Annotated in this window: 21 protein-coding genes, 3 tRNA genes and 1 pseudogene; 13 read left to right on the top strand and 12 right to left on the bottom strand. The window is 72.8% G+C overall.

Annotated elements, in window-relative coordinates:
- Position 1 precedes the first annotated feature (1 nt).
- Entirely contained in the window at positions 2-1495 is a 1494-nt protein-coding gene (locus tag J2S43_RS19890) for an FAD-binding oxidoreductase (RefSeq protein ID WP_306831362.1), read from the bottom strand.
- Positions 1496-1581: 86 nt separating this feature from the next.
- The gene (locus tag J2S43_RS19885) at positions 1582-3588 is read right to left on the bottom strand and encodes a phosphocholine-specific phospholipase C (protein WP_306831360.1); all 2007 of its coding nucleotides are present in this window, start codon (positions 3586-3588) and stop codon (positions 1582-1584) included.
- 176 nt (positions 3589-3764) lie between these two features.
- Here J2S43_RS19885 and J2S43_RS19880 point away from each other — a divergent pair, with 176 nt between their 5' ends.
- Genes J2S43_RS19880 through J2S43_RS19860 form a run of 5 tightly spaced genes read left to right on the top strand, consistent with a single transcriptional unit; the run spans position 3765 to position 8499 of the window.
- The gene (locus J2S43_RS19880) at positions 3765-4622 is read left to right on the top strand and encodes a S1C family serine protease (RefSeq protein WP_306831357.1); all 858 of its coding nucleotides are present in this window, start codon (positions 3765-3767) and stop codon (positions 4620-4622) included.
- 16 nt (positions 4623-4638) lie between these two features.
- Entirely contained in the window at positions 4639-5604 is a 966-nt protein-coding gene (locus tag J2S43_RS19875) for an AAA family ATPase (RefSeq protein WP_306831356.1), read from the top strand.
- The gene (locus J2S43_RS19870) at positions 5601-6467 is read left to right on the top strand and encodes a DUF58 domain-containing protein (RefSeq protein ID WP_306831354.1); all 867 of its coding nucleotides are present in this window, start codon (positions 5601-5603) and stop codon (positions 6465-6467) included. The genes J2S43_RS19875 and J2S43_RS19870 overlap by 4 nt, the downstream gene beginning before the upstream one ends.
- Entirely contained in the window at positions 6464-7429 is a 966-nt protein-coding gene (locus tag J2S43_RS19865) for a VWA domain-containing protein (protein WP_306831352.1), read from the top strand. Before J2S43_RS19870 ends, J2S43_RS19865 begins: the two co-directional genes overlap by 4 nt.
- Complete coding sequence (locus J2S43_RS19860; RefSeq protein ID WP_306831349.1) at positions 7429-8499, top strand: VWA domain-containing protein; 1071 nt, start codon at positions 7429-7431, stop codon at positions 8497-8499. Before J2S43_RS19865 ends, J2S43_RS19860 begins: the two co-directional genes overlap by 1 nt.
- On the opposite strand, the gene J2S43_RS19855 is transcribed toward J2S43_RS19860, so the two are convergent.
- On the bottom strand, positions 8489-8860 hold the full coding sequence (locus tag J2S43_RS19855) for a barstar family protein (protein ID WP_306831347.1): 372 nt from the start codon (positions 8858-8860) through the stop codon (positions 8489-8491). The two genes, J2S43_RS19860 and J2S43_RS19855, sit on opposite strands and share 11 nt — an antisense overlap.
- A gap of 54 nt (positions 8861-8914) precedes the next feature.
- Between J2S43_RS19855 and J2S43_RS19850 the strand changes: the two genes are divergently transcribed.
- The 3 genes from J2S43_RS19850 to J2S43_RS19840 all read left to right on the top strand — a co-directional run bounded on the left by J2S43_RS19850 (position 8915) and on the right by J2S43_RS19840 (position 10865).
- A complete protein-coding gene (locus tag J2S43_RS19850) occupies positions 8915-9298 on the top strand; it encodes an SseB family protein (protein WP_306831345.1) in 384 nt (127 codons plus the stop codon).
- Positions 9299-9375: 77 nt separating this feature from the next.
- A complete protein-coding gene (locus J2S43_RS19845; RefSeq protein ID WP_306831344.1) occupies positions 9376-10311 on the top strand; it encodes a 5,10-methylenetetrahydrofolate reductase in 936 nt (311 codons plus the stop codon).
- Positions 10312-10544: 233 nt separating this feature from the next.
- Positions 10545-10865 (top strand): STAS domain-containing protein, encoded by a 321-nt coding sequence (locus tag J2S43_RS19840; RefSeq protein WP_306831342.1) that lies wholly within the window; start codon positions 10545-10547, stop codon positions 10863-10865.
- On the opposite strand, the gene J2S43_RS19835 is transcribed toward J2S43_RS19840, so the two are convergent.
- Positions 10842-11690 (bottom strand): SDR family NAD(P)-dependent oxidoreductase, encoded by an 849-nt coding sequence (locus J2S43_RS19835; protein ID WP_306831340.1) that lies wholly within the window; start codon positions 11688-11690, stop codon positions 10842-10844. The two genes, J2S43_RS19840 and J2S43_RS19835, sit on opposite strands and share 24 nt — an antisense overlap.
- 84 nt (positions 11691-11774) lie before the next feature.
- Here J2S43_RS19835 and J2S43_RS19830 point away from each other — a divergent pair, with 84 nt between their 5' ends.
- Both J2S43_RS19830 and J2S43_RS19825 read left to right on the top strand, forming a co-directional pair.
- Complete coding sequence (locus J2S43_RS19830; RefSeq protein WP_306831337.1) at positions 11775-12674, top strand: AraC family transcriptional regulator; 900 nt, start codon at positions 11775-11777, stop codon at positions 12672-12674.
- Between the two features lie 27 nt (positions 12675-12701).
- Positions 12702-13736, top strand: a complete 1035-nt coding sequence (locus J2S43_RS19825; protein ID WP_306831336.1) for a hypothetical protein — start codon at positions 12702-12704, stop codon at positions 13734-13736.
- 25 nt (positions 13737-13761) lie between these two features.
- Here J2S43_RS19825 and J2S43_RS19820 read toward each other — a convergent pair whose 3' ends face one another.
- The 3 genes from J2S43_RS19820 to J2S43_RS19815 all read right to left on the bottom strand — a co-directional run bounded on the left by J2S43_RS19820 (position 13762) and on the right by J2S43_RS19815 (position 14991).
- Positions 13762-14010: an ABC transporter permease family protein gene (locus tag J2S43_RS19820; RefSeq protein WP_306831334.1), complete on the bottom strand. Its 249-nt coding sequence runs from the start codon at positions 14008-14010 to the stop codon at positions 13762-13764.
- On the bottom strand, positions 14010-14198 hold the full coding sequence (locus J2S43_RS42235) for a sensor domain-containing protein (protein ID WP_370881638.1): 189 nt from the start codon (positions 14196-14198) through the stop codon (positions 14010-14012). The genes J2S43_RS19820 and J2S43_RS42235 overlap by 1 nt, the downstream gene beginning before the upstream one ends.
- 100 nt (positions 14199-14298) lie before the next feature.
- Positions 14299-14991 carry a MerR family transcriptional regulator gene (locus J2S43_RS19815; protein WP_306831332.1) on the bottom strand — a complete coding sequence of 231 codons (693 nt, stop codon included), beginning with the start codon at positions 14989-14991 and terminating at the stop codon, positions 14299-14301.
- Between the two features lie 60 nt (positions 14992-15051).
- Between J2S43_RS19815 and J2S43_RS19810 the strand changes: the two genes are divergently transcribed.
- On the top strand, positions 15052-16611 hold the full coding sequence (locus tag J2S43_RS19810; RefSeq protein WP_306831330.1) for a DUF6194 family protein: 1560 nt from the start codon (positions 15052-15054) through the stop codon (positions 16609-16611).
- A gap of 76 nt (positions 16612-16687) precedes the next feature.
- Positions 16688-17695, top strand: coding sequence for a threonine ammonia-lyase (locus J2S43_RS19805; protein WP_306831328.1), 1008 nt, complete (start codon positions 16688-16690; stop codon positions 17693-17695).
- An 8-nt stretch (positions 17696-17703) separates the two neighbouring features.
- Here the strand turns inward: J2S43_RS19805 and J2S43_RS19800 are convergent, their stop codons facing one another.
- A complete protein-coding gene (locus tag J2S43_RS19800; RefSeq protein WP_306831326.1) occupies positions 17704-17838 on the bottom strand; it encodes a hypothetical protein in 135 nt (44 codons plus the stop codon).
- 77 nt (positions 17839-17915) lie between these two features.
- On the opposite strand from J2S43_RS19800, the pseudogene J2S43_RS42230 reads away from it, so the two are divergent.
- Positions 17916-18212: pseudogene (locus tag J2S43_RS42230) on the top strand (response regulator); the annotation flags it as partial.
- A gap of 14 nt (positions 18213-18226) precedes the next feature.
- Here the strand turns inward: J2S43_RS42230 and J2S43_RS19790 are convergent.
- From J2S43_RS19790 to J2S43_RS19775, 4 genes are all read right to left on the bottom strand, one after another.
- A complete protein-coding gene (locus J2S43_RS19790; protein ID WP_306831323.1) occupies positions 18227-18568 on the bottom strand; it encodes a hypothetical protein in 342 nt (113 codons plus the stop codon).
- A gap of 36 nt (positions 18569-18604) precedes the next feature.
- A tRNA-Trp gene (locus tag J2S43_RS19785) sits at positions 18605-18681 on the bottom strand.
- A 10-nt stretch (positions 18682-18691) separates the two neighbouring features.
- A tRNA-Asp gene (locus tag J2S43_RS19780) sits at positions 18692-18767 on the bottom strand.
- A gap of 11 nt (positions 18768-18778) precedes the next feature.
- A tRNA-Ala gene (locus J2S43_RS19775) sits at positions 18779-18851 on the bottom strand.
- Positions 18852-18935 lie beyond the last annotated feature (84 nt).

Here is an 18935-nt window from a genome sequence, read left to right as displayed (position 1 = left end):
TCTACAGTGGCTCGACGGACAGGCCGTGCCGGAACACGTTCCGGGCGTCGTACCGCGTCTTGATCTGCCGGAGGCGTGGGTAGTTGCTCCCGTAGTAGGCGGTGCGCGGCAGGTCGGTGTCCGGGTAGTTGATGTAGGAGCCGTCCGCGGGCACGTCGCCGAAGACGTCCCGGTAGATGTCCCGCGTCCAGCCGATCATCGCGTCGTCGTGTGCCTCCTCGCGCCAGACCGCCTGGCAGAGCGCCTTCATCACGGCGGACCGCTGCGAGATCGCGGTGGCGTCCGGCGCGACCGCGTTGGCCTGCCCGCCGTACCCGATGAGCGAGGTGCTTCCGCCGTAGGCGCCGGTCAGGTGCCGCCAGATCGCGGCGAGCTGATCATCCGAATAGGACCGGCGAAGATACGTGGCCCGCACCTTGTAGCGGCGGACCAGCACGTCGCCCGGCTCGCCGCTGCCCGGCCAGGTCATCCGGTGCAGCCACGGCATCGGAGTGCGCAGGTCCAGCACCGGGGTCAGGCCGGTCCCGGCGGTCACGTCCGCGAGGAACCGGTCGACGAGTCCGCCCGCGTCCGGCAGGTCCGCGTCGATCTGCGCGACCAGCATGACCGTTCCGGCGGACTGATGGTCGGCCTCCAGGACGCCGTAGACGCCGGCCTCGGGAGCGCCGGGCGCGCTGTGCCGCTCGTGCCAGGTGCCGAAGTTGCGGATCAGGCCGGTCAGCGCGGCCTCGGTCATCCCCTCCCAGGACCAGATGATCACGTGCTGGAGCATGGTCCGCGGCGCCGCCGGCAGGTCCCGGAACAGGTAGCGGGTGACCACGCCGAAGCTGCCGCCGCCCGCGCCGGCGTGCGCCCACCACAGGTCGCGGTGCGGGTCGCCGGGCTCGCGGGTGGCCACGATCGTGCGGGCACCGTCCGGGGCCGGGACCACCACCTCCACGCCGTAGAGGTGGTCGGCGACCGTGCCGTAGCGGCGGGACAGCGGTCCGTATCCGCCGCCGGCGACGTGCCCGCCGGCGCCGACCTCGGGACAGCCGCCGCCGGGGATGGTGACGCCCCAGCCCGTGAAGAGCGCGCGGTAGACCTCGCCGAGCGTGGCGCCGGGCTCCACGTAGTGGGCGCGGCGGGCGGCGTCCCAGCCGACCCGGTTCAACGGCGACAGATCGAGCAGCAGGCGTACGGCGGGGTCCGCGGTGAAGTTCTCGAAGCAGTGCCCGCCGCTGCGCGGTGCGATGCGGCGGCCGGTCCGGACCGCGTCCGACACCGCGCGCACCACGTCCGCGGTGGACGACGCCACCCGGATCTCGTCCGGCCGGCCCACGAAACGGTGGTTGTTGCCGCGCAGCAGGCTCTCGTAGCGGCGGTCCCCGGGGCGGATGGCGACGGCGGGCGCGGCCTGCGCGGCTTCGGGGAGCCCGGCGACCGCGAGCGTGGAGACTCCGAGCGCGGACGCTCCGGCGGCCGTCAGAAGGCCGCGGCGACTGATCTCTGTCATGCCCGTCAGCCTGCCGAAACAGGGCTCCGGACCGCATCGCCCGGCCGGTGGGGAGCGGCGGTGGATTCCGCCGCTCCACCGGACGGTCAGATCAGTCCACCCATGCCCGGGTCGCTGATGCTCGGCTTGCCGTTCTCGACGTGCCCGGCGTAGCGCAGCTCGGTGCCGGTCGCGGTGACGGTCAGGTCGTACCAGCCGCGGGTGTGGGCCAGCGACCAGCGCTCGGAGCGGCTCTCCCGCGGCTTGAGCGTGAGCGTGCGGGCGCGGCTCCGGTAGCGGTTCGCCACCCGGACCTCGGCGCGCTGCGCGGACCGGTTGGTGATCTCCAGGATCACCTCCAGGCGGTGCTCGTCGTAGCGGGCCCGCACGTCGACCGGCGTGCCCGAGCCGAACACGAAGCGCCGGTAGAAGCCGTTCGGCCCGTGCACCTCCGCCTCGCGGAGCCCGGCGAGGGACTCGATGATCTCGGAGCCGTTGCCGACCGTGCAGCTGCGCGGGTCGCGGTCCGGCGAGCGGACCCCGAACACGGCCGCGGCACCGCCGTCGCTGCGCAGGCGAAGATCAGAACCACGAAGATCCGCATACAGCCGGTACGGGAGGGCGCGCGCCGGGCGTACCCCCTTCTCCTGCTTGGGCAGTCTCGGGTCGGCCGGCGGGACCGGCACCTCGTCCGGGTGCCGCGTCAGGTCGGCCGGCTTGTACGACTCGGTGTCCGGCAGCCGCACGTGCGCGGAGTCGTTCGGCGTGCGGAAGTCGAACGCGCCGGTCAGGTCGCCGCTGATCGCCCGCCGCCACGGCGTGATGTTCGGCTCCCGGACGCCGAACCGCGCCTCCAGGAACCGGATCAGCGAGGTGTGGTCGGACAGCCGCGAGTCGACCCAGCCGCCGCGCGTCCACGGCGAGACGATCACCATCGGTACGCGGACGCCCAGCCCGTACGGCCCCGGGACCAGCTTCGCGTCGCCGGGGAACAGCTCGTTCACGGTCGGCACGGTGGAGACGTCCGGGGTCGGCGGGACCAGGTGGTCGAAGAAGCCGCCCTCCTCGTCGTACGTGATGAACAGCGCCATCCTGCTCCACACCTCCGGGTGCGCGGCCAGGATGTCGATCACCCGCGAGGCGTACCAGGCGCCGTAGCCGGGCTCCCAGTTCGGGTGCTCGGTGTACGCCTCCGGCGCCACGATCCAGGACACCTGCGGCAGCCGTCCGGCGGCCACGTCCGCCTCGAAGTCGGCCAGCAGCTTCTCCGGATCGCGTCCCTCGTCCACGATGGACGTACCCGTGCGGGCCCGGTCGTAGAGGTCGTCGCCGGGCACGGCGTTGCGGTAACGGTTGAAGTAGAGCAGCGAGTTGTCACCGTAGTTGCCGATGAACGGATCCTGCGTCCAGCCCCACGACCCGGCCGCGTCCAGCCCGGTGCCGGTGTCCTGGTAGATCCGCCACGACACGCCCGCCTCGGACAGCCGCTCCGGATAGGTCGTCCAGTCGTAACCCAGCTCCGCGTTCGTCACGACCGGCCCGCCACCCCGCCCGTCGTTGCCGACCCAGCCGGACCACATGTGATAGCGGTTCGGGTCGGTCGGCCCGAGCAGCGAGCAGTGGTAGTTGTCCAGCACCGTGAACGCGTCCGCCAGCGCGAACTGGTACGGCAGGTCCCCGCGCACGTGGTGGGTCATCGTGGTGATGCCCTTGTTCGGCACCCACGCGTCGAAGAGCCCCCGGTTGAAGGCCGCGTGCCCGTCGTTCCACCCGTGCGGCGGGTCCGGCAGGAACATCCGCCCGACGTCCGGCACCTCCGGCCGGAACGGCAGCAGCACGTCGTCGCCGTGCGGCTGCCGCCAGACCGGGTCACCGTTGCGCAGCCGCGCCGGGTGCGGGTCGGCGAACCCCCGCACCCCACGCATCGCGCCGTAGTAGTGGTCGAACGACCGATTCTCCTGCATCAGGAAGATGACGTGCTCGACGTCGCGGATGCTGCCGTGCCGGCTGTCCGGCGCGATACGTACCGCGCGCTCCAGCCCGCCGGGCAGGGCGGCGCCGACCGCGGGCGCCCCCATCATGGTCAGAAAGCTGCGCCGATCGACGGTGCTCATGACCGCTCACGCTAGGAGCGCAACCTTGCGCCCAGATGGCCACCAGCCGTCACCCACACGACGCGGCTGGTCTCGCCACGGAAAGGTGACGAGTCGTGAGGTGACCGGCGGGTTCCGCTACGTAGCGTGTTCCACTTACCTGGCGGATTCCGAGGAAAGGCTCCTACAGTCGGTGGATGCAGACCGACCGTCGGGCACCGGTGGTGATGACCGTGCTGCGTGATCCCGCGTCCGTGGAGACGCCGCCGGAGACCGCCGACGATACGGGCGGACCCGCCCGCGGGATCGATCGGCGGCGGCTGTTGATCGGGCTGATCGTGGTGTGGGCCTTGGTGATCACCGGGCTGGTGATCTTCCAGGGTGCCGGTGGGGAGCCGGAGGCCGCGCCCGCGCCCGTCCCGCCGTCGCCGAGTGAGTCCGCGGGGCCGCTGGGCGTGCCGCAGATCTATGAGGTGGTGCGGCCGTCCGTGGTGCGGATAACGGCTGAAGGGGCCGGCGAGTCGACCGGGACCGGGGTGCTGGCGAACGCGGACGGCACGATCCTGACCGCGTTCCACGTGGTCGAGGGCGCGCGGACGATCACGGTCACCTACGCGGGCGGCGCCGAGTCGCGGGCGACGGTCGCGGAGTCGGATCCGGCGATGGACATCGCGGTGCTGGTGCCGGAGGAGCCGCCGGAGACGCTGGTGCCGGCCACGATCGGGGGTGCGGCCGGGGTGGGGGACACCGTGGTCGCGATCGGCAATCCGCTGGGTCTGACCGCGACCACGACCAGCGGCGTCGTCTCCGCGCTCGACCGGACGCTGGACCGTGGGAACGATCCGGACATGGCGGGACTCATCCAGTTCGACGCGGCGGTCAACCCGGGCAGTTCGGGCGGGCCGCTGATCAACGACCGGGCGGAGGTGGTGGGGATCGTGGTGGCGCTGGCGAACCCGACCGACGCCGGCACGTTCATCGGCATCGGCTTCGCGGTCCCGATCGGTGCCGCGCTCGGCGCGACCGAGGGCGACGGCCAGGCCCCGCCCCTGTAGACGAGAAGGAGAAACCATGCCGGACGGACCGATCGAGCAGGTGCTCTACGAGGTCAAGAAGACCATCGTGGGCCAGGATCCGCTGCTCGAACGGCTGGTCGTGGCGCTGCTCGCCCGCGGCCACATCCTGGTCGAGGGCGTGCCCGGGCTCGCCAAGACGCTCGCGGTGAAGTCTCTCGCGGAGGCGATCGGCGGCGAGTTCCACCGGGTGCAGTTCACGCCGGACCTGGTGCCGGCGGACATTCTCGGCACCCGCGTCTACCACGCGCCGACCGGCGAGTTCCAGGTGTCGCTCGGGCCGGTGTTCACGAACCTGCTGCTCGCCGACGAGATCAACCGGGCGCCGGCGAAGGTGCAGTCCGCGCTGCTGGAGGTGATGCAGGAGCGGCAGGTCACGATCGGCCGCGAGACGCACCGGGTGCCGAACCCGTTCCTGGTGATGGCGACCCAGAACCCGATCGAGAACGAGGGTACGTATCCGCTGCCCGAGGCGCAGACCGACCGGTTCATGATGAAGGTGCTGGTCGGCTACCCGAGCGTGACCGAGGAGTTCGTGATCGTCGAGCGGGCGCTCACGCCGGCCGCGGTCATCCAGAAGATCATCGACCCGGAGACGCTGGTGAGCCTGCAACAACAGGCCGACCGGGTGTACGTGGATCCGTCGCTGATCGAGTTCGCGGTCAACCTTGCGCACGCCACCCGCGAGCCGGGCCGGATCGGGCTGGACGACCTCGCGCGCTACGTCACCTACGGCGCGTCCCCGCGCAGTTCGATCAGCCTGGTGCTGGCCGGGCGCGCGCTGGCGTTCATCCGCGGGCGCGACTACGTCGTACCCACGGATCTGCTTGATCTTGCTCTTGACGTGTTGCGGCATCGGCTCGTCCTGTCGTACGAGGCGCTCTCCGACGACGTCACCGCGGACCTGATCCTGCAGAAGGTGCTGGCGAACCTTCCGGTGCCCGAGCCCGCCGGCCGCCGATGACACCGGACCGGTTGCTGCGGCGCCTGGAGTGGCGGCTCGGCCGCCGGCTCGACGGGCGACTACAGGGTGCCTACCGCACGGTGTGGCACGGCACCGGCCTGGACTTCACCGACCTCCGGGCGTACGTGGCCGAGGACGACGTCCGGCACATCGACTGGAACGTGACCGCGCGCCTCGACGAGCCGTACGTCCGGCAGTACACCGAGGACCGCGAGCTGACCGCGTGGCTGGTCGTGGACCGGTCCGCGTCCATGCGGGTGGGTGCGCAGGGCAAGGACTCGGTCGCTGCGGAGCTGTCGGTCAGCCTGGCGCGGCTGGTCTCCCAGGGCGGCAACCGGGTCGGCGCGATCCTCTTCGACAACGAGGCCCAGCGGGTGATCCCGCCGCGCGGCGGACGCGACCAGATCCTGCGCATCGCGAGCGAGCTGACCCGGCCGCACACCGGGGGGATCGCCGATCTCGGCCGGATGCTGACCTTCGCCGCCGCCACCACGAGGCAGCGGCGCAGCCTGATCTTCGTCGTCTCGGACTTCATCGGCGATCCGGGCTGGGAGAAGCCCTTGGCCATGCTCACCCACCGGCACGAGGTGGTGGTGATCCGCGTGGTCGACCCGGCCGAGCTGGAACTGCCGGACGTGGGGCTGGTGCTGGTCGAGGACGCGGAGACCGGCGAGCAGATCCTGGTCGACACCAGCGACCCGCTGCTGCGCCGCCGGCTGGCCGAGGAGGTCGACGGCCGTGAGTCCCTGATCGCCACGGCCATGCACCGCGCCGGCGTCGCCGCGCACCGGATCACCACGGATTCCGACCTGCTCGACGCGCTGGTCTCGATGACCCGCCGATCCGGGAGGGTACGCCGATGACCGTGCTCTACCCGGCCGTGCTCCTGCTCGCCGTGCTGCTGACCGCGGGCGCGATCGCGGCCTACGTGATGCTGGCGCGCCGCCGTACCCGCGTGCTGGTGTCGGTTGGTCTCGCCTCTGCAGGAGATCGCCGCGCCGCGGTCCGGCGGCACCTGCCCTGGGCGCTGCTGCTGGCCGCGCTGCCGATCATGCTGGTCGGGCTGGCCCGGCCGGAGGCGGAGGTGGCCGTGCCGCGCGTGGCCGGCACCGTCATCCTCGCGTTCGACATCTCCAACAGCATGGCCGCGGACGACGTCGGCCCGACCCGGCTCGCCGCCGCCCAGGCCGCGGCCGGTGAGTTCGTGCGGCGGCAGCCGGAGTCGGTCGACGTGGGCGTGGTCGTCTTCGGCGACCAGGCGCTCAACACGCAGGCGCCGACGGACGACCACGCGCTCGCGATCGCCGCGATCGACCGGGCCAAGGCCGGCGGCGGCACCTCGCTCGGCCAGGCCATCATGGTCTCGCTCGGCGCGATCACCGGGAAGCCGATGGTGGTGCCGGACGACGGCCCGCCGCCGGACCTCGGCTACTGGCCGTCCGCCACGATCGTGATCTTCTCCGACGGCGAGGAGACCGGCGGCCCGGACGTGGAGGAGGCGGCCGCACTCGCGGCCGCGGCGGGCGTGCGGATCCAGACCGTCGGCGTCGGCACGCCCGAGGGCGCCACCGTCGAGGTCGACGGCTACCGGCTCACCACCGCGTTGGACGAGACGCTGCTGACCGCGATCGCGCAGGTCAGCGGCGGGCAGTACCACACCGCCGGTGACGCGGAGGCGCTCGCGGACACCACCGGCGGCATCGACCTGCGGCTGACCACGAAGAAGGAGCCGGTCGAGCTGACCGCGCCGTTCGCCGGGGCCGCGTTGCTGCTGCTCGCCGTGGGCGCGCTGCTCAGTACCCGCTGGCACGGGAGGATCATCTGATGTCGGTCGCCTGGCCGCTGGGCCTGCTCGCGCTGCTGGTCGTACCGCTGCTGCTGCTCGCCCGGTGGTGGCTCAACCGGCGCCGGAAGCGGGCCGCGCTGCGCGTAGCGAGCGTTGCGCTGATCCGGGCCGCGCTGCCCGCGCGATCGTCGTGGCGCCGGCGCGTGCCGGTGATCCTGTTCCTGGCCGGCCTGGCCGCGCTGGCCGGCGGGCTGACCCGGCCGCAGGCGTCGCTGGCGGTGCCGTCCAACGACACCTCGATCCTGCTCGCGATCGACGTGTCCGGCTCGATGTGCACCACGGACATCGCGCCGAACCGGCTCGCGGTCGCGGCGGACGCGGCCCGCGAGTTCATCCGCGGACAGCGCGACGGCACCCGGATCGGGCTGGTCGCGTTCTCCGGCATCTCCGGGCTGCTGGTCGCTCCGACCGAGGACAAGGAGGCGCTGCTGGCCGCGATCGACGGGCTGAAGACCGCGCGCGGCACCGCGATCGGGGCGGCGATCCTGACCGCGATCGACGCGATCGCGGAGATCAACCCGAACGTGGCCGCGACCGGCGTGGACCTCGGCGACCCGCCGGTGACGGACCCGGCCGCGTTCCAGCCGGACACGATCGTGGTGCTCACCGACGGCGCGAACAGCACCGGCGTCGACCCGGTCACCGCTGCCGAGCAGGCCGCGGCGCGGCGACTGCGGATCTTCACGATCGGCTTCGGCACGACCGAGCCCGCGCAGATGGTGTGCACGCCGGACCAGATCGGCACGGACGCGTTCTCCGGCCGGCGCGGTCCGGGCGGGCGCGACCCGGGCGGGTGGGGCAACGGCGGGCGGCGGATCCAGGAGATCGACGAGGAGGCGCTGACCGCGGTCGCGGACCTGACCGGCGGGCAGTACTTCAAGGCCGAGGACTCGGAGCAGCTCACGGACGTGCTCGGCGACCTGCCCCGGGAGATCGGCCTGCACCGGGAGGACGTGGAGATCACGTTCTGGTTCATGCTGGCCGGTGCGGTGCTGGTGGTCACCGGCGCGGGACTGTCGCTGTGGTGGAACCGGGGCGTCACTCGCTGAGGGGCGGCTCGACCAGGCAGGACAGCTGCTGCCCGCGTGCACACCAGGCCCCGATGATCTCCAGTGCGAGGCGGGCGGTCTCCGGCCGGTGCGCGGCGAACCCGTCGTAGCCGACGAACGCCAGCGCCAGCCCGTCCGGCGCGTGCACGTCGTCCAGCGCGTCCCGTAGCGCGTCCGGCGTTGCGGCGTAGTCCTCCGGGAAGTCCAGCGCGGCCGCGAGTTCCCGGTGCAGGTCGTCGTCCTCGGTCCAGCCGGACGCGTCCAGGCGGACCACGCGCTGCCCCCGGGCGCGCAGCGACGCCGCCACCGCGTCCAGCACGACGACTTCCAGGAACGGGCGAACGTGCGCGGAAGCGGTCATGTGCCCGACCATAGCCAAATATTGATATTGCTGCAGGCCCTATAGTCCGTGGACATGAGCGATTCGCCGCTGTCCGACGCGTTGGCCGCATATGCCGGAAATCGGACGGATGAGAACTGGGGCCGCCTCGTCGACGTGTTCCGCAACTCGATCGTGGGCGCGGTCGGGGCCGGTCCGGTCTCCGGCGGCCGGGCCGGCGCGGGCTTCGGCGTGAGCCGGACCACCCACGGCGACGGGCGGCAGCGGATCCTCACGTTCGCCGACCCGCCGGTCTACGCGCGCACGTTCGGCCAGCACTTCAACGTCGGCGTGCCCGGATCCGTGCTGCTGGAGATGGCCGCCGGCGACCTCGACTGCGCCGGAATCCTGATCAACAGCGCGACCTCGGAGACCAGCGTCGTGATCACCCGTGAGGCCGCGGAGGCCGCGCTCGACTGATCCCTGGGACGTCATGGTCGCCTGCTCCCTGGGACGTAATGGTCACCTGCGGATCACGATCGGTAGGCTGGACGACTATGTCCGACACCTCGCCCAGGCCCTCACTCCGGCAGCTCATCGAGACGGGCGGGGAGCCCGTGCTGGTGGGCATCACGCCGCCCCGGCGGTCCACCGAGCCCGAGCAGGCGGCCGAGATCGCCGGCCGCACGCTGGAGCGGCTCGCCGCGGTCGACGTCGACGGGCTGATCCTCTACGACATCGACGACGAGAGCGACCGCAACCCGGAGCAGCGCCCGTTCCCGTACCTGCCGACCATGGACCCGGCGACGTTCCACGACACGCACCTGGCCGGCTGGGACCGCTCGGTGATCGTCTACCGGTGCGTCGGCAAGTACCCCGAGGCGGACCTCGCCGACTGGCTGCGGTCCGTCGACACCGACCGCGTGCTCAGCGTCTTCGTCGGCGCCTCGTCCGGCGACAAGCCGGTGCACACCCACCTCGGCCAGGCACACGAGCTGCGCCGCGAGATCCGCAGTGAGCTGACCCTCGGCGCGGTCAGCATCACCGAGCGGTACACCCGCCGCGGCGACGAGCATCTGCGCATGCTCGACAAGCAGGAGCGCGGCGTCGCGTTCTTCATCTCCCAGGTCGTCTACGACGTCGGCGCGACCAAGAGCATGCTGTCCGACTACTTCTACGCCTGCCGCGAGCGTGGCGTCGCGCCGCGCCCGGTCATCCTGACGCTCTCGGTCTGCGGCTCGGTCAAGACGCTCGAGTTCCTCCAGTGGCTCGGCGTCGACGTGCCGCGCTGGCTGGAGAACACGTTGCGCCACACCGAGGACCCGCTCACCGAGTCCTACGAGCAGTGCGTCTCGAACGCACGGGAGCTCATCGCGTTCTGCCGCCGCCTCGGCCTCCCGTTCGGCTTCAACGTCGAGAGCGTCTCCAGCCGCAAGGTCGAGATCGAGGCCTCCGTCGCCCTCGCCGCCGAGATCCGCAGGCTGCTGAGCTGACCGGGCCGGGCGCTGTGCGCCCGTCGGCGAGGTGCGCCCGTCGGCGAGGTGCGCCGAGAATCGATGCCGCGCGGTCCGTCGTGGGACGTGAGCGCGTATCGGAGTGAATGTGTCCGACTCGCAACACGGTTAACGACGCGCGAGCGCCGGTTCGTTAACCTGCGGGTCATACCGTGTCCGCCCGACGGTCCCTCGCCGGACGTACTCCGATTCGCCGGAAGGCATTCATGGACATGACGCTCGACGTATCCACGCGTGCGGACGGCAGCCTGGTCATCCGCGCCAGCGGGGATGTGGGAGTGGAGAGCGCGGTGCACCTGCGGCAGACGCTGGTGCACGCGGTGCGCCGGACCCGGCCGTTGCGGCTGATCGTGGACCTGGCCGGCGTCGCGTCGGTCGACTCGATAAACGTGGGCACGTTCGCGGCCACCTGCGCGCTCGCGGACGTGCACCAGGTGGCCGTCTTCTTCGACGATCCGGCGCCGGAACTGGCGGAGCAACTCGCCACCGCGGGCGTGCCGTCGTGGCGATTACGACGCTCGGAGAGCCTCTGACGCGTGGTCCCACAGCCACGCGGCCGTCTCCGGGTCGACCGCGTGCGGGGCCACGTTCTCCGACGGCGCGGCGTCCTCGTAGTAGGCGCCGGTGGTCGTCGCGGACACCGCGAGCGTGACCGGGCCGGCCGCGCCCTCGGCGAGCGTGCGTGAGTACGGCTGCGGCACCACGTTCCCGTCCGCGTCCATCGCGCCCATCGCCCGCATCGTCTCGTCGTCCACATGCCGCTGCAGGCCGGTCATCACCCAGCCCGGGTTCGCCGCGTTGGCCAGGATGCCGTCGCCCGCCCACCGCCGGGCCGCCGCCACGGCCAGCAGTACGTCCGCGGTCTTCGACTGGCCGTAGGCGGCCCACCGGTCGTACGGCCGGCGTGCGAAGTGCGGGTCCTCGCGGTCCAGCGGGTGGTCGCGGTGCGCGCCGGAGGAGAGCACGACCAGCCGGCCGGCCCCGGACGCGCGCAGCGCGGGACGCAGCGCCCGCGCCAGCGCGAAGTGGCCGAGGTGGTTGACGGCCAGGTGCATCTCCCAGCCTGCCGCGCTGCGCTGCCGGGTCGGTATCGCCATCACGCCCGCGTTCGCGATCAGCGCGTCCAGCGGCCCGTCCCAGGCCTTCGCGAACGCGCGCACCGACTCCAGGTCCGCGAGGTCGAGCGGGATCGCGCGCGCGCCGGGCACCGGAGTGCGCACGCCGATGGTCACCTCCGCGCCCGCGCTCGCCAGCACGCGCGCGGTCTCGGCGCCGAGCCCGGAGCCGCCGCCGGTGACGATGATGCGGCGGCCGCGCAGGTCCAGTCCGCGGACGACGTCTTCTGCCGTTGTTCTCATGGCCTCGACGGTACGAGGCTGCGGTCGTACGCTGAATGGTCGGTTGTCTTTGATTCTTTAGCGAGCGTCCAGGAGGTCGCCGGGGTGGACCCGCTGGAGGACGTGCTGCGGCTGCTCGGCGCGACCGGCCGCGTCTCCGCCGGGCTGATTGCGGGCGGCGAGTGGGCGGTCGCGTTCGAGGCGCCGGTGGACGTGAAGTTCAACGCGGTCCGCACCGGCGCCTGCCTGCTGCTGGCCGGCGGCGCCACCTACGAGCTGGCCGCGGGCGACTGCTTCGTCATCACCCGCGCGGTGCCGTTCGTGCTGGCCAGCGCGGTGGACGTGGCGCCATGCCGGGCGGAGGGGGTCTTCCGGGACGTCGCCGGCGGCTTCGCGCGGACCGGCGACGGGGACGACTTCGTCGCGATCGGCGGCCGGTTCGAGATGCACGGACGCGCGCGGGAGGTGCTGCTGGACGGCCTGCCGCCGGTGATTCACGTGCCCGCGCGGCTGCCCGAGGCCGCCGCGGTCGGTGCGGCGATCGCCGAGATCGACGCGGAGCTGCGGGCCGCGCGGGCCGGCGCCACGCTGGTCGCGGAGCATCTCGCGCTGGCCATGCTGATCCGGGTGCTGCGCCTGCATTTGGCCACCGCGACCGGCTGGCTCGGCGGGCTCGCCGACCCGGTGGTGGCGCCGGCGCTGCGCGCGATCCACGCCCGGCCCGCACACCCGTGGACGGTCGCGGAGCTGGCCGGCGCGGCCGCGGTCTCCCGGTCCACGCTCGCCGCGCGGTTCAAGGCCGTGGTCGGGCGCGGGCCGCTGGAATACCTGACCGGGTGGCGGATCGAGCTGGCCGCGGACCGGCTGCGCCGCGGCGAGACCGTGGCCGCGATCGCGCGCGACGTCGGCTACGGCTCGGAGAGCGCGCTGAGCGTCGCGTTCAAGCGCGTCACCGGAACCACACCACGTGCGTACCGATCGTTCGTTTCCGGGACATTCAGGTGATCATTCGCGCGCTCTATATTCTCGGGCATGAATCTGACGAGGGCGATCGCCTCCGCACTGATCACCACCGGGGTCGCGGTGCTCGCGGCCGCCGCACCGGCCTCGGCCGCGCCGAGCCGGGCGGAGCTGGCGCTGCGCTGGGCGCCGATCCACCACCAGGACGTCGACCAGACCGGCAGTCACGCGCTGGGCGGCAAGTCGGACTACATCACCCGCGCCGACTTCGACGGCAACCTCAACGGCCGCGACAACTGGGACAACACGGGCGCGTCCGGCGCCGACCTGTCCGCCGCGGCGTACTACTCGGTCGCGGAGACGAGCTCGCACTGGTTCATCACCTACCTGTTCTTCCACCCCCGCGACTGGGTCGACCACCCGTTCTTCGAGACCGAGCACGAGAACGACGGCGAGGGCGTGATGCTCGCCATCGAGAAGAACGGCACCGACTACGGCGTGCTGCGCTCCGCGGTCACGGTGGCGCACAGCGACTTCTTCTCGTACCTGCCGGCCGGCAGCAGCTGGACCGGCGGACGGGAGAACAGCGACGGCACGCTGCAACTCGCGTCCTCGCCGCACGATGCGTTCCAGCACCCGGTCACCGCGCAGGAGACGCAGGGGCACGGGCTGAAGGCCTACCCGCAGTACCAGATCAACGGCGACGGCATCGTCTACTACCCGTCCACCACCGGTGAGACGCCGAGCGGGCCGGACGACCGGGATGTGAAGTACCGGCTGATCGATGTCTTCGCCGGTGGCGGGCTGTGGGCGCAGCGGGCGAACACGAGCCTGTTCGCGAGCCTGGGCACGTTCGCCGGGGACACCTCCGGCGGCTGCGGCACCGGCACGTTCAGCTGCGGCACCAACTCGGCGAACGCGCCGTGGGGCTGGGACGACGGCGACGACGTGCCGGTCCGCGGCGAGATCGCGACCGACCCGGCGAAGCTGTCCGCGGAGTACTGGACGATCCCGGGGACACTGTCCCGGTCGTACACGTACAACCCGTACTCGTCGGCGGCGGCCGCGCTCAAGGCCGCGGAGACGCTGCCCCGCGTGACCGACTGACCCTGCCTGAGACCCGCCGCCGGGGTCAGCGGACCTCGGCGGCGGCCTCGAGGGCGCGGGTGCGCAGGACCGTCCGCGCCGGGACGAGCACCCCGGCCAGTCCGATGAGGACGGCCGAGCCGCAGATCAGGGCGTACGGTCCCGGCGAGAACGGCAGCCACAGCGAGTGCGTGAAGACGTAGCCGTGGCCGAGCAGCGGCACCGCCGCGACCACGGTGCCGATCAGGATGCCGGACGGCACCACGACCGCGGTCTCGACGAGCAGAGAACCCATCACCTGGTCGCGGGCTCGCGCATCCGGGTCGACAACCAGCTGCCCGGGCCGGGACCGGGCGGCGGGCGGTGCGGGGTCGGGTGCGGGCCGCCGGCGACCCACCCGAGCCGCCAGCGTTCCATCGCGCCGAGCGGGACGCCCGCCCAGGGGCCGAGCGGGAGACAGAGCAGCCAGCCACACGCGACCACGGGGGAGGAGAGCAGGTAGGCGGCGCCAGGGCCACGCGCCGAGGAGCAGACGGCCGGGCCGCCCGGTCAGCGCCTTCCACGCCGTCGCCACCGGAGCATCCTACGGGCGGTCGAGCAGGTCGCCGAGCCGGGCCGCGGCGGTCAGCATGGCCCGGCCGCGCGCGGTCAGCCGTCGCCGCCACTGTGCGAGTGACTCGGCCAGCGCGGCGGTGTTGTCGGAGGCGCGGACCTGGGCGGTGACCGTGGCTATGTGGTCCAGGCGGTAGCCGCCGCGGCGGAGCAGGTGGGCGAGCTGGGCGTCGCGCAGGTCGTCCTCGTCGTAGATCCGCTGGCCGGCCCGGTCGCGGCGCGGCGTCAGGATGCCGGCCGCCTCCCACTTGCGCAGCGTCGCCGGCGTCACGCCCAGCCGGTAGGCCACCTCGCCGATCTGGAGATTCACCCGCTTTCCTTCCGAAATTTCGGACAATATGGCTATGGCGATCTCGACCGAGTCCAGCGTCTCCCGGTCGCGCAGCAGCAGCGCATGGCCCTGATCGATGGTGCGCAGCGCCGTGTCCGGGTCGCCGCCGAGCACCGCGCGCATGATCGTGCGCGCGGTGGCGTGACCGTACGCCGGGATCAGCGCCAGGAACGCGCGCAGCGCCGCCGCGTGCACGTCCGTGTAGATCCGGTAGCCGCTCGCGGTCCGCGCGGCCGGTGGCAGCACGCCGTCCGCCTCGTAGTTGCGGATCGCCTGCGCGGACAGCCCGTGCTCCCGCGCCAGATCGACCGGCCGTTGAGACTTCAACGCCACGCTCCCAGGCCATGAGGCATTCAAGCCTCAACAGGAGATTCAACGATACGGTAGAGGCCTATGACGTTCGAACTCTCCCCGCTGCACGCGCTGCTCGACGCCCGCCCGACGCCGGTGGAGGTGCTCGCGCTCGGCGAGCCCAACCACGGCGAGCCCGCGTTCCAGACCCTGCGCAACGAGGTGCTGGCCGCGCTCGCCGGGCGCGGCTTCCGGTCGATCGCGCTGGAGACCGACCGGGTGCGCGCCCGGCTCGTCGACGACTACGTCCGGGGCGGTGCCGAGGCCGATCTCGACACCGTGCTGGCCGACGGCTTCAGCCACGGCTGGGGCGCGTTCGCCGGCAACCGGGAGCTGGTCACCTGGCTGCGCGAGCACAACGCGCAGGTGCCGCCCGAGGAACGGATCGCGTTCCACGGCTTCGACGCGGCGACCGAGGTCGACTCCGCGCCGAGCCCCCGTCCGTACCTGCTGCGCGCCTTTGATCTGGTCGGTGACCGGATCGCGGCCAGCCGGGCGGAGATCGAGGACCTCGCCGGCGAGGACACCCGCTGGTCGAGCCCGGAGGCGGTGATGGACCCCGCGAGGTCGCCCGGCCGCAGCCCGGACGCGGCCGCGCTGCGGATCATCGCGGACGACCTGCTCGGCGCGCTCTGGGCGGCCGGTCTCACCGGCGACGTGACGCACGCGGAGACCGCGCTCTGGCTGCTGCGATACCACGCGCAGGCGGCCGCGCCGATCGAGCTGGGCCCGCGCGTCGCGCGCCTGATCGGCCTGCGGGACGCGTGGATGGCCCGCAACGTGATCGACATCCGGGAGTGCGAACGGCGGCGCGGCGCGACGCTGCTCCACTCGCACAACGCGCACCTGCAGCGGCACGGCGCCTCGTGGGACGCGGCCGGCTGGGAGCACGGCGACCTGCGGTTGCGGTGGAATCCGGCCGGGCGGATCGCGGCCGGCGTGCTCGGCGACCGATACCTCTTCCTGGCCGGCAGCCTCGGCGCGAGCGCCGCACTGGGCCTTGAGAAACCCGCCGGGGGTACGTTCGAGGCCGCGCTCGCGGACGGCCTCAACGTCGGTGCCGCCGCCGGTGACCTGACGGGCCGCACCGGCACCGCGCACGGCCACTTCCCCCTCACCGCCGACCTGATCGCGGACGCGGACGCGATCTGGCACCTCGCGGCCGTTGGCCTGGACGGCCCGACCGAACCCGAGGTCGCCGAACGGATCCGCAACATCCCGGGCGTCAGCGAGTTCATCGCGGACGAGTCCACGGACAGGTTCTACTTCGCCGGCGTCTCGCACCGCATGCCGTTCGCCACGATCGTCTCGCGCGACACGCCCGGCGTCGACGAGGACTCCCGGCTCGGCCGGCCCGGCGTCTTCCGGCTCAACATCGCGCTCGGCCGCACCGAGTTCACCCGGCGCTTCGGCTACCCGCCCGCGGAGGCGGCGGAGCACCGCGCCGGCGTGGACGCGGCCCGGACCGGCGTGATCATGCCGCACCCGGCGTACGCGGTGCAGGGCTGGATCGCGGTGCTCAACCCGCCGGTAGCGCTCCTGCCCGAGCTGGACGACCTGCTCGACCACGCCCGCCGCCGGGCCTCCGGCGAGGCCGGCTGACCACCGGCCTCCGGCGCGGCTGGGTGATCATGAGCCTGTTACGGTGGCCACCGTCACGCTTGGAAAGGTGGTCGCCATGACCGAGCTCCGGACGGTCGAACCGCCCACCGCGGCCGACCTGGACCACGCCCGCCACGCCGTCGCCGCCGAGCTGGCGCCCACGCCCCTGATCCGGCTCCCGCTCGACGACCTCGTCGGCGCGGACGTCTACGCCAAGCTCGAGACGATGCAGCCGACCGGGTCGTTCAAGGTCCGGGGCGCGCTCGCGGCCGTCGCCGCACTCGGTGGCGCCGAGGGCGGCGTGGTCACCGCGTCCGCCGGCAACCACGGGCTCGGTGTGGCGTACGCGGCGGCCCGGCTCAAGGTCACGGCCACGGTCGTGGTGCCGTCGAACGCGTCGTCCGCCAAGATCGAGGGCCTGCGCCGGCTCGGCGCCGAGCCGGTGCTGCACGGCACCTCCTACGACGAGGCCGAGGCGCACGCGCTCGGGCTGGCCGCGTCGACCGGCGCGGAGTTCGTCTCCGCCTACAACGATCCGTTCGTGATCGCCGGCCAGGCCACCTGCCTCGCCGAGGTCCGCGACCAGCTGCACGGCGGGTTCACCGTGGTGGTCCCGGTCGGCGGCGGCGGCCTGCTCGCCGGCTCGGTGCTGGCCGCGCACGGCCCGACCCGCGCCGCGGCCTCGCCCTGGTCGTCCGCGGCCGCGCGGATCCGGGTGGTCGGTGTCGAGTCCGCCGCCTCCCGCGCGGTCTCCGCCGCGGCCGAGGCCGGCGCGATCACCGAGGTCGAGGTCGGCCCCACGCTCGCGGACGGCCTGGCCGGAAACCTGGAGCCCGGGTCGATCACGCCGGGGCTCGCCGCGGCGCACGGCGTCGAGTTCGCTGCGGTGGGCGAGGAGCACATCGCCGAGGCGGTCCGCCTCCTCGCCACCCGCTGCGGCCTGATCGTCGAGGGCGCGGGCGCGGTCGGCCTGGCCGCGCTGCTGGCGGGCGTGCTGGAGCTGGACGGTCCCGTCGTGCTCCTGCTCACCGGCCGCAACATCGCCGTCCCCGCCCTCACCGGCATCCTGTCTCCCACCTCTTGATCCAGGCGTCATTGAGGGTCGTGGCCGGGCTGTCCGGCCGGCGTCGCGGCCGGGCTGTCCAGCCGTGCCCTCGACCAGGCCGCTGCCGCGACACTGTTGCGGACCGGCGTGATCCGCGGGTTGCGACCCTTGCGTGCTGCCATCGGATCGCAACCCGGGGACACCCCGGCCGGGCCGGGCGGTGCCGCACGCTGGAGCGGACCGAGAGGAAGGGGATCCGATGAGCATTCACTCGTCGCTGGTGATCGTCGCGGAGGACGATCGGGACCTGCGCGACCTGATGGCCATGTCGGTGGAGGGCGCCGGGTTCCAGGTGGAGTGCGTGCGTGACGGCTTCACCGCGGCCCGGCGCATCGAGCAGACCACGCCGATCGCCGTGCTCACGGACGTCCGCATGCCCTCGATGAACGGCCTCGAACTCTGCCGCTGGGTGCGCATGTCACCGCTGCTCACCGGCACGCTAGTGGTCATGATCTCGGCCGCGGCCGCACCGCGCGATATCGAGGCCGGCTATGCGGCCGGCGCCGACGACTACCTGCTCAAGCCGTTCTCGCCGCGGTTTCTCCGCACCCGCCTCACCGAGCTGCTGCACGCCCGGAGCACGGTGCTCGCGCCGAACGACGCCGGGCTGCCGCACGCCCGGAGTGCGATGTTCGCGCCGAACGACGCCGGGCTGTCGCACAGCCGGAACGCGATGTTCGCGCCGAACGACGCCGGGCTGTCGCACAGCCGGAGTGCGATGTTCGCGCCGAACGACGCCGGGCTGTCGCACAGCCGGAGTGCGATGTTCGCGCCGAACGACGCCGGGCTGTCGCACAGCCGGAACGCGATGTTCGCGCCGAACGACGCCGGGGTGTCGCACGCCCGGAGCACGAACCACGCCGAGTCCCGGCGCGACCCGCTCCCGGGTGCGGGCGGACCGGATTCGAACCGGCGTCCTTCCGGTTTTGGAGACCGGACGCGACGACCTCTGCGCTACCGCCCGCACGACGCGGCGGCGAGTGTGCCGGAGTTGAACCGGCGTCCTGCGCCCTGACAGGGGCGGCGCGACGACCTCTGCGCCACCACTCGCCCGCCCGGGTCACGGATGGACCGGATTCGAACCGGCGTCCCCCGTCCTGCGAAGACGGTGCGTCGACCCCTGCGCTACCACCCGTACCGTAGGACAGACTGGTGAACGTGGGCTCCGGCATGGCGGGCGGCACCGGCTCGCGGCCGGTGAACCGGACGGCCGGGAGAC

This window comes from Catenuloplanes nepalensis (assembly GCF_030811575.1).
Taxonomy (GTDB): Bacteria; Actinomycetota; Actinomycetes; order Mycobacteriales; family Micromonosporaceae; genus Catenuloplanes; species Catenuloplanes nepalensis.
The sequence above is the reverse complement of the archived record's forward strand: the minus strand, read 5'-3'. Positions and strand labels throughout refer to the sequence as shown.

What these genes read in the sequence shown, in the direction of transcription:
- J2S43_RS19885 (WP_306831360.1), bottom strand. Translation starts at nt 3,588, where the DNA reads ATGAGCACCGTCGATCGGCGCAGCTTTCTGACCATGATGGGGGCGCCC.
- J2S43_RS19875 (WP_306831356.1), top strand. Translation starts at nt 4,639, where the DNA reads ATGCCGGACGGACCGATCGAGCAGGTGCTCTACGAGGTCAAGAAGACC.
- J2S43_RS19805 (WP_306831328.1), top strand. Translation starts at nt 16,688, where the DNA reads ATGACCGAGCTCCGGACGGTCGAACCGCCCACCGCGGCCGACCTGGAC.
- J2S43_RS19800 (WP_306831326.1), bottom strand. Translation starts at nt 17,838, where the DNA reads ATGGCAGCACGCAAGGGTCGCAACCCGCGGATCACGCCGGTCCGCAAC.
- J2S43_RS19820 (WP_306831334.1), bottom strand. Translation starts at nt 14,010, where the DNA reads ATGGGTTCTCTGCTCGTCGAGACCGCGGTCGTGGTGCCGTCCGGCATC.
- J2S43_RS19840 (WP_306831342.1), top strand. Translation starts at nt 10,545, where the DNA reads ATGACGCTCGACGTATCCACGCGTGCGGACGGCAGCCTGGTCATCCGC.
- J2S43_RS19810 (WP_306831330.1), top strand. Translation starts at nt 15,052, where the DNA reads ATGACGTTCGAACTCTCCCCGCTGCACGCGCTGCTCGACGCCCGCCCG.
- J2S43_RS19880 (WP_306831357.1), top strand. Translation starts at nt 3,765, where the DNA reads ATGCAGACCGACCGTCGGGCACCGGTGGTGATGACCGTGCTGCGTGAT.
- J2S43_RS19860 (WP_306831349.1), top strand. Translation starts at nt 7,429, where the DNA reads ATGTCGGTCGCCTGGCCGCTGGGCCTGCTCGCGCTGCTGGTCGTACCG.
- J2S43_RS19825 (WP_306831336.1), top strand. Translation starts at nt 12,702, where the DNA reads ATGAATCTGACGAGGGCGATCGCCTCCGCACTGATCACCACCGGGGTC.
- J2S43_RS19850 (WP_306831345.1), top strand. Translation starts at nt 8,915, where the DNA reads ATGAGCGATTCGCCGCTGTCCGACGCGTTGGCCGCATATGCCGGAAAT.
- J2S43_RS19890 (WP_306831362.1), bottom strand. Translation starts at nt 1,495, where the DNA reads ATGACAGAGATCAGTCGCCGCGGCCTTCTGACGGCCGCCGGAGCGTCC.
- J2S43_RS19865 (WP_306831352.1), top strand. Translation starts at nt 6,464, where the DNA reads ATGACCGTGCTCTACCCGGCCGTGCTCCTGCTCGCCGTGCTGCTGACC.
- J2S43_RS19835 (WP_306831340.1), bottom strand. Translation starts at nt 11,690, where the DNA reads ATGAGAACAACGGCAGAAGACGTCGTCCGCGGACTGGACCTGCGCGGC.
- J2S43_RS19870 (WP_306831354.1), top strand. Translation starts at nt 5,601, where the DNA reads ATGACACCGGACCGGTTGCTGCGGCGCCTGGAGTGGCGGCTCGGCCGC.
- J2S43_RS19845 (WP_306831344.1), top strand. Translation starts at nt 9,376, where the DNA reads ATGTCCGACACCTCGCCCAGGCCCTCACTCCGGCAGCTCATCGAGACG.
- J2S43_RS19855 (WP_306831347.1), bottom strand. Translation starts at nt 8,860, where the DNA reads ATGACCGCTTCCGCGCACGTTCGCCCGTTCCTGGAAGTCGTCGTGCTG.